The 10,020-nt window shown below is 73.2% G+C and carries 9 protein-coding genes and 1 pseudogene; 4 read left to right on the forward strand and 6 right to left on the reverse strand.

Annotated elements, in window-relative coordinates; genetic code table 11:
* Nucleotides 1-52 precede the first annotated feature (52 nt).
* Both L6E12_RS14965 and L6E12_RS14970 read right to left on the reverse strand, forming a co-directional pair.
* Complete coding sequence (locus L6E12_RS14965) at nt 53-862, reverse strand: Fpg/Nei family DNA glycosylase (RefSeq protein ID WP_236228503.1); 810 nt, start codon at nt 860-862, stop codon at nt 53-55.
* The gene (locus L6E12_RS14970; protein ID WP_236228504.1) at nt 862-1,332 is read right to left on the reverse strand and encodes a ribose-5-phosphate isomerase; all 471 of its coding nucleotides are present in this window, start codon (nt 1,330-1,332) and stop codon (nt 862-864) included. Before L6E12_RS14970 ends, L6E12_RS14965 begins: the two co-directional genes overlap by 1 nt.
* 60 nt (nt 1,333-1,392) lie before the next feature.
* Between L6E12_RS14970 and L6E12_RS14975 the strand changes: the two genes are divergently transcribed.
* Together L6E12_RS14975 and L6E12_RS14980 are read left to right on the forward strand one after the other, a co-directional pair.
* Nucleotides 1,393-2,064: a DUF429 domain-containing protein gene (locus tag L6E12_RS14975; RefSeq protein ID WP_236228505.1), complete on the forward strand. Its 672-nt coding sequence runs from the start codon at nt 1,393-1,395 to the stop codon at nt 2,062-2,064.
* A gap of 9 nt (nt 2,065-2,073) precedes the next feature.
* Nucleotides 2,074-2,742 carry an MBL fold metallo-hydrolase gene (locus L6E12_RS14980; protein ID WP_236228506.1) on the forward strand — a complete coding sequence of 223 codons (669 nt, stop codon included), beginning with the start codon at nt 2,074-2,076 and terminating at the stop codon, nt 2,740-2,742.
* Nucleotides 2,743-2,795: 53 nt separating this feature from the next.
* Here the strand turns inward: L6E12_RS14980 and L6E12_RS14985 are convergent, their stop codons facing one another.
* Complete coding sequence (locus tag L6E12_RS14985) at nt 2,796-4,226, reverse strand: aldehyde dehydrogenase family protein (RefSeq protein WP_236228507.1); 1,431 nt, start codon at nt 4,224-4,226, stop codon at nt 2,796-2,798.
* A 154-nt stretch (nt 4,227-4,380) separates the two neighbouring features.
* Nucleotides 4,381-5,016: a DsbA family protein gene (locus tag L6E12_RS14990; RefSeq protein WP_236228508.1), complete on the reverse strand. Its 636-nt coding sequence runs from the start codon at nt 5,014-5,016 to the stop codon at nt 4,381-4,383.
* A gap of 170 nt (nt 5,017-5,186) precedes the next feature.
* Here L6E12_RS14990 and pepN point away from each other — a divergent pair, with 170 nt between their 5' ends.
* Nucleotides 5,187-7,757: an aminopeptidase N gene (gene pepN, locus L6E12_RS14995; protein WP_236228509.1), complete on the forward strand. Its 2,571-nt coding sequence runs from the start codon at nt 5,187-5,189 to the stop codon at nt 7,755-7,757.
* A 74-nt stretch (nt 7,758-7,831) separates the two neighbouring features.
* Here the strand turns inward: pepN and L6E12_RS15000 are convergent, their stop codons facing one another.
* Together L6E12_RS15000 and L6E12_RS15005 are read right to left on the reverse strand one after the other, a co-directional pair.
* On the reverse strand, nt 7,832-8,335 hold the full coding sequence (locus tag L6E12_RS15000; RefSeq protein ID WP_374201878.1) for a DUF5130 family protein: 504 nt from the start codon (nt 8,333-8,335) through the stop codon (nt 7,832-7,834).
* Nucleotides 8,322-8,633 (reverse strand): hypothetical protein, encoded by a 312-nt coding sequence (locus L6E12_RS15005; protein WP_236228510.1) that lies wholly within the window; start codon nt 8,631-8,633, stop codon nt 8,322-8,324. Before L6E12_RS15005 ends, L6E12_RS15000 begins: the two co-directional genes overlap by 14 nt.
* A 976-nt stretch (nt 8,634-9,609) precedes the next feature.
* On the opposite strand from L6E12_RS15005, the pseudogene L6E12_RS35715 reads away from it, so the two are divergent.
* Nucleotides 9,610-9,933: pseudogene (locus tag L6E12_RS35715) on the forward strand (hypothetical protein); the annotation flags it as partial.
* Nucleotides 9,934-10,020 lie beyond the last annotated feature (87 nt).

The raw sequence follows: 10,020 nt of genomic DNA on the forward strand, positions 1-10,020 counted from the left end.
CGGGCACCGATCGGTGCCCGGCCCTCCGCGCGTCCGGGGTGGACTCAGTCGACTACTCGGGTTGGCAGGTGGGGCACCAGTAGTTGTTGCGGCCCGCCAGCACTTCCCCGCGCACCTCGGTGCCGCAGACCAGGCACGGCAGGCCGGTGCGGCGGTAGACGTAGACCTCGCCGCCGTGGCGGTCCCGGCGGGGAGCCCGACCCATGGCCCGGGGCAGGTGCTCGTCGCGGACGGTGTCGATGCGGCCGCGGCGGACACCGGTCCGCATCAGGACGACCAGGTCCGCCCACATGTCGTCCCAGCAGGCCCGGTCCAGGGACCTACCGGGCAGCAGCGGGTGGACGCCGTGCCGGAACAGGACCTCGGCGCGGTAGATGTTGCCCACGCCCGCCAGCACGGACTGGTCCATCAGCAGGACGCCGATCGAGGTGCGCGACCGCGAGATGCGCGACCACGCCGGGTCCGGGTCGGCGTCGCGGCGCAGCGGGTCGGGGCCCAGGCGGGCGTGCAGCGCCTCGACCCCGGCGGCGGTGAGGACCTCGCACCGGGTGGGGCCGCGCAGGTCGGTCCAGTGCGTCGGGCCGACCAGCCGCATCCGGACCTGGCCCACGGGCGCGGTCGTGGGGAGTTCGTGCTCGGCGAACGACCCGTAGAGCCCGAGGTGCACGTGCACGACCAGGTCGGTGTCGTACACGTGCAGCAGGTGCTTGCCGTGCGCCTCGGCCCGGCGGAGCACCCGACCGTCCACAAGGGACGCATCGGCGGCGAACCGGCCCTGCGGGCTGGACACGGCCACCGGGTGCCCGGCGTAGCGCCGCTGGTGCAGCCGGGCGAGGCGGTGGAGCGCGTGCCCCTCCGGCATCAGGCGGGCAGGGCAGGCGGCGTGCCGGTGCGCTCGTACTCGGTCAGCAGACCGATGCGGCGGGCGTGCCGCTCGTCGGCGGAGAACGGGGTGGCCAGGAACGCCTCGACGATCGCGGTGGCGTCCTCGGTGCTGTGCATCCGCGCGCCGACACCGATGACCTGGGCATCGTTGTGCTCGCGACACAGCCGCGCGGTCTCGGTGCTCCAGGCCAGCGCGGCGCGGCAGCCGGGGACCTTGTTGGCCGCGATCTGCTCACCGTTGCCGGACCCGCCGATCACCACACCGAGGCTGCCCGGGTCGTCGACGACCCGGCGGGCGGTCTCCACGCAGAACGGCGGGTAGTCGTCCTGGGCGTCGTAGGCGTGCGGACCGACGTCGACGACGTCGTGGCCCGCCGCGGCGAGGTGGTTGGCGAGGTGGGCCTTGAGTTCGAAGCCCGCGTGGTCCGATCCGAGGTAGACGCGCACGTCGGCGAGTGTGCCATCCCCGCGGGTAACGCCGGACACGAGGGTTGCGACGCGGTAGGCATGGCAGTGGTGGCCGGGGTGGACGGTGTCCGGGGTGGCTGGGTGGTCGCGGTGGTGCGGCCGGACCGGCCCGTGGTGTGGCACGCCGCCGACGACGCGGCGGGGGTGCTGGCGGTCACCGAGGAGTGCGCGGTGATCGCTGTGGACATCCCGATCGGCCTGTCGGACACGGGCTCGCGGGCCTGCGACAAACAAGCGCGAACCCGTTTGGGTGACGCTCGATCGTCGGTGTTCTCCGCCCCGGTGCGCGGGGTGCTGCGGGCTGCGGACTACGCGGAGGCGTGCGCGATCAGCCGGGCGGAGACCGCGGCCGGGGTCGCGATCCCCATCCAGACCTGGGGCATCACGCCGAAGATCGCCGAGTGGGACGCGGTGGTCGACGACCGGGTGGTCGAGGTGCACCCGGAGCTGAGCTTCCGCGCGCTGGCGCCCGGCCGGGTGTTCGCCCGGAAGAAGTCGGCGGCGGGCGTGGGTCAGCGCATCACGGCGCTGCTGCCGTTCGTGGACGCGGCCACCGCGCTGGCCTCGGCACCCGAGACCGCGTCCACCGACGACGCCCTGGACGCGCTGGCCGCGGCCTGGTCCGCGCGGCGCCACGCGGCCGGGGATGCGGACGTGCTGGGCGGCGAGGTCGACCCGGCGACCGGGCGGCCGATGCGGATCGTGGTGTAGACCGGTGCGGTGACCTGGCTGGAACTCGCCGACGGGGTGTTCGCCCGCCGCCACGCCGACCTCGACCTGACCCTGGGGCTCGTCCTGGGCACCGAGCGCTGCCTGCTGGTCGACACCGGCACCGACGCCGGGCACGGCGCCGAGTTCGCCGCGGCCGTGCGGGAGCTGACCGCGCTGCCGTGGTCGGCGGTGATCACCCACGGGCACTGGGACCACCACCTGGGCACGTCCGCGTTCGGCCCGCTGCCGGTGTGGGCGCACCCGGCGGCCGCGGCGGAGATCGCGCACGGCACGGCCGCGCAGGTGGCCGAGTGGTCGGCGCGGGAGCCGTTCCGGGCGGCGCGGCTGGCCCGGTCGCCGGTGGTCGTGCCGGATCGCGAGGTGCTCGACCGGGTGGAGCTGGACCTGGGCGGCCGGGTGGTCGAGCTGCGGCACCTCGGGCCCGGCCACACCCCGGGCGACGTGGTGGTGCGGGTGCCGGACGCGGGGGTGCTGTTCGCCGGTGACCTGGTCGAGCAGGGCGCTCCCCCGGCGGTGGGCCCGGACGCGGACGTGGCGTCCTGGGTGGGGGTGCTGGGCCGCCTCGGGGCCGCCGACGTCGTGGTCCCCGGGCACGGCGACCCGGTCGACCGGGCCTTCGTCGAGGCCCAGCGCGCCGAACTCGCCGCCCAGCGCTGACCCGGCCCGGGCAGCGGAAGGCCCCCGGCGCGAACCGGGGGCCTCCGCGGACCTCAGCGCTGGATGGACTTGACCTCGGTGAACTCCTCCAGCCCGAACTTGCCCAGCTCGCGGCCGTTGCCCGACTGCCGGTAGCCGCCGAACGGGGCGGCCGGGTTGTAGGCGCCGCCGTTGATGTCGACCTGGCCGGTGCGCAGGCGGCGGGCCACCCGCAGGGCGCGGTCGTCGTCCCCGGCGAACACGGCGCCCGCGAGGCCGTAGATGGTGGAGTTGGCGATCTCGACGGCCTCGTCCTCGTCGGCGTAGGGCAGGATCGACAGGACCGGGCCGAAGATCTCCTCCTGGGCGATCTTCATGTCCGAGCGCACCCCGGCGAACACCGTCGGCGGGACGAACGCGCCGGTGCCGGGCAGGCCGTCGGTGGTGCCGCCGTGGGCCAGGGTCGCGCCCTCGGCCACCCCGTCGGCGATGTAGCCCAGGACCCGGTCGCGCTGGGCGAGGGAGGCCATCGGGCCGATGCGGGTGGTGGCCTCGGTGGGGTCGCCGACGGTGTACTTGGCCGCGTTGGCGACGGCGAGTTCGACCACCCGGTCGTGCAGGGCGGCCGGGACGACCCACCGGGTCCAGGCCGAGCAGGTCTGACCGCCGTTGATGAACGTGTTGCCCAGGCCGATCTTCACGGCCCGCTCCAGGTCCGCGTCGTCGAGGATCACGTTGGCGGACTTGCCGCCCAGCTCCAGCGCGACCCGCTTGACCGTGCCCGCGGCGTTGACCGACACCAGCTTGCCCGCGGCGGTGGACCCGGTGAACGACACCATGTCCACGTCCGGGTGCCCGGAGATGGCGTCGCCGACGACCGGGCCGGTGCCGTGCACCAGGTTGACCACGCCGTCGGGGATGCCCGCCTCGGCGAGGATCTCCAGGAAGACGTTGGCGTTGAGCGGGGCGACCTCGCTGGGCTTGAGCACCACCGTGTTGCCCGCGACCAGCGCCGGGGCCACCTTCGCCACGATCTGGTGCAGCGGGTAGTTCCACGGGGTGATCGCGCCGACGACGCCGACCGGCTCGCGCACGACCAGCGAGTTGCCGACCTCCTCGGTGAAGTCGTAGCCGCCGTCGAGGACCAGCTTCGCCACCGCCGACGACGTCGCCGCGGGCAGGCTCGCCTGCACCTTCGCCGCGAAGGAGATCGGCGCGCCCATCTCGGCGGTGATGGTCGCGGCCAGCTCGTCGCGGCGGGCCGCGATGCCCTGGGCGACCCGCAGCACGGCCGCGGCGCGCTCCTTCGGGTCGCGCACCGACCAGCCCGCGAACGCGGCGCGGGCGGCGCGCACGGCGGCGTCCACGTCGGCCGGGGTGCCCGCCGGGACCGAGGCGATGACCTCCTCGGTGGCCGGGTTCACCACGTCGATGCGGTCACCGGCCTCGTCGACCAGCGAACCACCGATGACGTGGCCGGTGCGCGCGGTGACCGGAGCAGCCATTGATCCATCCTCCAAGCGTGGTGGGAACCGTGCCCTGGCGGTGGCACACGGCCACGATGGCACAGCGCGGGCGAACCGACCACGGCATCCTCGGTCACACCCGGTGAGAACGCCGTGGTCGGTCAGCGATCGGTCAACGAACGCGCGCGGGCGCTCAGTCGAAGTTCAGCTCACCGGTGCGGGTGCGCTTCAGCTCGAAGAAGTCCGGGTAGGCCGCGAGCAGCCGGGCGCCGTCGAAGACCTTCGCGGCCTCCTCCCCGCGCGGGATCGACGACAGGACCGGACCGAAGAACGCCACGCCGTCGATGTGGATCGTCGGGGTGCCCACGTCCTCGCCGACCGGGTCCATGCCCTCGTGGTGCATCTTGCGCAGGGCCTCGTCGTACTCGTCGGTGTGCGCGGCCGCGGCCAGCTCGGCGGGCAGGCCCACCTCGGCCAGAGCCTCGGCGATGACGGCGTCGGTGTCCTTGTTGCCCTGGTTGTGGATGCGGGTGCCCAGGGCGGTGTACAGGTCGCGCAGGACCCCCTCGCCGTGCGCCTGCGCCGCGGCCACCGCGACCCGGACCGGTCCCCACGCCTTGTCCAGCAGTGCGCGGTACTGCTCCGGCAGGTCCCGACCCTCGTTGAGCACGGACAGGCTCATCACCCGGAAGTTCAGGTCGAGGTCGCGGTGCTTCTCGACCTCCAGGATCCACCGGGACGTGATCCAGGCGAACGGGCAGGCGGGATCGAAGTAGAAGTCGACCTTGGTCCTGGTCACGGGTGCCCCGGAGGACTGCGCAGCGGTCATCGACGTGATCTCCGTACTCGGTTCGGCGTGCGGTGTTCGGGGGCGCGACCGCCCTCTGGGCGGTGCAACGCGCGGCGGATCCGAATCCTTCCCGGCCACGGGGAGGACCCGGGGCGTGATTGGATGCGATTGTCAGTTCCGAGATCGACGAGTCCGCCGAGGTGTATTGAGTGGCCGCGCCCAACCTGACCAGAGACCAAGCACAACGGCGTGCCGCCCTGCTTGAGGTCGAGTCCTACGTCATCGAGCTGGACCTGACCGACGGGATCGGTCAGCCGGGCGAGACGACGTTCTCCTCGCGCAGCACGGTGCGGTTCCGCAGCGGCGATCCGAGCGCGGACACCTTCATCGACCTGATCGCGGCGTCGGTGGAGTCAGCCGAGCTGAACGGCACCGCGCTGCCGGTCGACGACTACCGCGAGGAGGACGGCCTGGTGCTGACCGGTCTCGCCGAGACCAACGAGCTGACCGTGTCGGCCACCTGCTCCTACACCAACACCGGTGAGGGCCTGCACCGGTTCGTCGACCCGGTCGACAAGGGCGTGTACCTGTACACGCAGTTCGAGACGGCCGACGCCAAGCGCATGTTCGCCTGCTTCGACCAGCCCGACCTCAAGGCCACCTACACCGTCCGGGTCATCGCCCCGCGCGGCTGGAAGGTGATCTCCAACGCGGCCACGGCCACCACCACCGACGTCGAGGGCGGGGTCCAGGGGGCGGTCCGACACGAGTTCGAGACCACCGACCGGATCTCCACCTACCTGGTGGCGCTGGTCGCGGGCCCGTACGCCGAGTGGCGCGACGAGTTCAGCGACGCGCACGGCACCATCCCGCTGGGCATCTACTGCCGCGCGTCGCTGGCCGAGCACATGGACGCCGACCGGCTGTTCACCGAGACCAAGCAGGGCTTCGGGTTCTTCCACGAGAGCTTCGGCGTGGCCTACCCGTTCGGCAAGTACGACCAGTGCTTCGTGCCGGAGTTCAACGCGGGCGCGATGGAGAACGCGGGCTGCGTGACCTTCCTGGAGGACTACGTCTTCCGCAGCCGGGTCACCCGCTACGCCTACGAGCGGCGCTGCGAGACGGTGCTGCACGAGATGGCGCACATGTGGTTCGGCGACCTGGTCACCATGCGCTGGTGGGACGACCTGTGGCTCAACGAGTCCTTCGCCACCTGGGCCTCGGTGCTGGCGCAGGCCAACGCCACCGAGTACGAGCACGCCTGGACCAGCTTCGCCAACATCGAGAAGTCCTGGGCCTACCGGCAGGACCAGTTGCCCTCGACGCACCCGGTCGCGGCCGACATCCCGGACGTGCAGGCGGTCGAGGTCAACTTCGACGGCATCACCTACGCCAAGGGCGCGAGCGTGCTCAAGCAGCTCGTGGCGTACGTGGGGCTGGAGAACTTCCTGTCCGGGCTCAAGGTGTACTTCGCCAAGCACGCTTGGGCCAACGCGACCCTGTCGGACCTGCTGGGGGCGCTGGAGGAGGCGTCGGGCCGCGACCTGTCGTGGTGGAGCGCCCAGTGGTTGCAGACCACCGGCCTCAACTCGCTGCGCGCCCGGTTCGAGGTGGACGCCGACGGGAAGTTCACCGAGTTCGCCGTGCTCCAGGGCGGGGCGAAGCCGGGCAAGGGCGAGCTGCGCACGCACCGGGTCGCGATCGGCGTCTACGACGACGACGCCGACGGCAACCTGGTCCGCACCCACCGGGTGGAGGTCGACGTCGACGGCGAGCGCACCGAGGTGCCCGCGCTGCTCGGGGTCGGCCGGGGCAAGCTGCTGCTGGTCAACGACGACGACCTGACCTACTGCACGATGCGCCTGGACCCGGTGTCGCTGACCACCCTGATCGACCGCATCGGCGACATCACCGAGCCGCTGCCGCGCACCCTGTGCTGGTCGGCGGCCTGGGAGATGACCCGCGAGGCGGAGCTCAAGGCCCGCGACTTCGTCACCCTGGTGGCGCACGGCCTGGCCGCGGAGACCGAGGTCGGCGTGGTGCAGCGGCTGCTGATGCAGGCGCAGACCGCGCTCGGCTCCTACGCCGACCCGGCCTGGGCGCCCACCGGCTGGCAGACCTTCACCGACCGCATCCTGGAGCTGGCGCGGTCTGCGGCCCCGGGTTCGGACCACCAGCTGGCCTTCGCCAACTCCCTGGCCGGGTCGGTCCTGGACGAGGCGAAGCTGACCGTGCTGCGCGGCTGGCTCGACGGCTCCGCACCGCTGGAGGGCCTGGTCGTCGACACCGACCTGCGCTGGCGGCTGCTGCACGCCCTGGTCGCGCACGGCGCGGCGGGCGAGGCGGAGATCGAGGCGGAGCTGCGCCGCGACTCCACCGCCGCGGGCCACCGCCAGGCCGAGCGGGCCACCGCGCTGCGCCCCACCGCCGAGGCCAAGGCCGAGGCGTGGCGCCGCGCCACCCGCGACGACGAGCTGCCCAACGCGGTGAACGAGGCCATCATCACCGGCTTCTCCCACCCCGCCCAGCGCGAGCTGCTCGCCGGGTACGCCCCGTCCTACTTCGCCGACGTGGCCGACGTGTGGGCGCGGCGCTCCAGCGAGCGCGCCCAGTCGGTGGCCCTGGGCCTGTTCCCGGCGTGGGCGGTCGTGCCGAGCACGGTCGAGGCGGCGGACGAGTGGCTGACCGGGGAGCACCCGCCCGCGCTGCGCAGGCTGGTGACCGAGGGCCGGGCGGGCATCGTCCGCGCCTTGGCGGCCCGCGAGTTCGACGGCAGCTGATCACCTGACGGCAGAAGGCCCGGACCCCTCGCGGGGTCCGGGCCTTCTGCGTGTCGGTGTGCTTCGGGTCGTGCTCAGTGCCGGGGGGCGTGGCCCGCCTGGTCGGCCAGCATCCGCAGGGCGCTGACCAGTCCGCCGGTGAGGTCGCCCTCCTTGAAGGAGGCCACCATGCTCATCACGGCGAGGTTGCAGCCGCGGTCGGGCAGCCTGCGGGCCGCCTCGGTGCCGGTCACGATCTCCACCTTGCGCTGCCCCGGCGACACCGCGATCAGCGCCGAGTCGGCGGACGCGGCACCGATGCCCGCGTGCAGCTCCTCGGCCCTGTCGCGCGGGTCGGCACCGAGGTCGCCGAGGTAGACGCTGAAGCCGATGCCGGTCGCCCGCGACGCCAGGGTCAGCGCCTCGTCGAGCCGGGACAGCTGCACGGCGTTGAACGGCAGGCCGGGGGCGGCGGGCACCTTCTCGCGGGCGACCGAGAGCCGCCCGCTGGCGGTCCTGGCCACCCCGATGCCGTGCTCGGGGTCCTCGACGACCTGGTCGTCGGCGTGGTTCGCGTGGACGAGCTCACCAGCTGCCACGGGCACCTCCCTTGGCCGTGCGCACGAGCGCGGAGTCGGCGTGTTCGGCCGAGTGGACGTCAGCGGAGTGGGCACCGGTGGAGTGACCACCGGAGTGGCCACCGGCGGACAGGACGGGGTGCCCCGCACCGAGCCCACCGGGGTTGGCCGTCCACCACACGGGCGGGTGCTCCCACTCCTGGCCGGGGCGGTAGCGGGGCGACCTGGCGAACTTCTCGCGCAGCGTCAGCAGGGCGATCACGCCGTAGATGGCCAGCGGGATCACCGCGAGGACGAGAACGGTCTCGACGGGTGTCACGAGCGCTACCGTAACGGACGAGGTCGGACGGGGTGCGACGACTCCCGCCTGCCCCCGCGAGTGCGTGCGGGCACGGGGCCTTCGGTTGGTGCTCTCCTGGTAAGGCCGATCGGCCGAGTGACGCCCGCAGAGGTAGCTCTTTGGGCGTATCGGCAAGGGGCGAACGGCCTCAACTGCGCATGTGCGCCACCAAGACGCGCCACAACGTCTTGTCGGTGACCGCCCGGGGTCATAGCTTTTCACCTGTACGGCCCTTGCGAAAGAGTCATCTGACAATTAGAAGCGCTCCAATCCCCCAGGAGGCCACTCCATGTACACCCCCACCCGCTCCAACCCGGCCGCCGCTATCACCCGATCGGGTGAGGGAGTGCAGCAGAGTGGCCTTCACCTGGCCGCCACCACCCTCTCCGCCGGAACCCGGGTGACCCGAGGCACCCGGGTGACCAGGGGGACCCGGGTCACCGCCCTCGAACTCGGAACCCGCGTGACCAGGGGGACCCGCGTCACGGAGATGACGGCGAAGCCGGGCACCCGCGTCACGGCGGTGCTGGAGGCCGGGACGCGCGTCACCAGGGGAACCCGCGTCACAGCACAGGAACCGGGCACCCGCGTCACCGCGCTCGAAGCGGGCACCAGGGTCACCCGAGGCACCCGCGTCACCTCGGTGGAGCGCGGAACCCGCGTCACCGCACTGGAAGCAGGCACCCGCGTGACCAGGGGAACCCGCGTCACCGCTTCGCAGCCCGGCACCCGTGTCACCAGGGGCACGCGGGTCACCGCGTTGGAGCCGGGCACCCGTGTCACGGCGCTGGAAGCGGGCACCAGGGTCACCCGGGGCACGCGAGTCACCGCGTTGGAGCCCGGAACCCGCGTCACCGCACTGGAAGCGGGCACCAGGGTCACCCGAGGCACCCGCGTCACCAGGGGCACGCGAGTCACCGCACTGGAGCCGGGCACCCGCGTCACCGCGTTCCGGATCGCGTGGACCGCGCCGGAGAGCCGGGGCACCCGCGTCACGGCGGGCACGCGGGTCACCAGGGGGACCCGCGTCACCCGGGGCACCAGGGTGACCTGCGGAACGCGCGTCACCCGCGGCACCAGGGTCACCTCGCTGCTGTTCATGGGCACCAGGGTGACGGCCGTCGAACGCGGCACCCGCGTCACCCGGGGCACCCGGGTCACCGCCTTCGTGCTCGGCACCCGCGTCACCCTCAGCGGCCTCGGCACCCGCGTCACCCGGGGCACCCGCGTGACCGCCGCCGAGCGCGGTACCCGCGTCACGGCGGGCACCAGGGTCACCGCCACCCACCGGGGCACGCGCGTCACCGCCACCCGCACCACTCCCGGCACCCGGGTCACCGCCACCGAGCGCGGCACCCGCGTCACC

The sequence above is a fragment of the Actinokineospora sp. PR83 genome (genome assembly GCF_021056305.1).
Taxonomy (GTDB): Bacteria; Actinomycetota; Actinomycetes; order Mycobacteriales; family Pseudonocardiaceae; genus Actinokineospora; species Actinokineospora spheciospongiae.

Bases quoted from the DNA above. Each gene is read 5' to 3' on its own strand.
- L6E12_RS14965 (WP_236228503.1), bottom strand. From the start codon at position 862: ATGCCGGAGGGGCACGCGCTCCACCGCCTCGCCCGGCTGCACCAGCGG.
- L6E12_RS14975 (WP_236228505.1), top strand. From the start codon at position 1,393: ATGGCAGTGGTGGCCGGGGTGGACGGTGTCCGGGGTGGCTGGGTGGTC.
- L6E12_RS14985 (WP_236228507.1), bottom strand. From the start codon at position 4,226: ATGGCTGCTCCGGTCACCGCGCGCACCGGCCACGTCATCGGTGGTTCG.
- L6E12_RS14990 (WP_236228508.1), bottom strand. From the start codon at position 5,016: ATGACCGCTGCGCAGTCCTCCGGGGCACCCGTGACCAGGACCAAGGTC.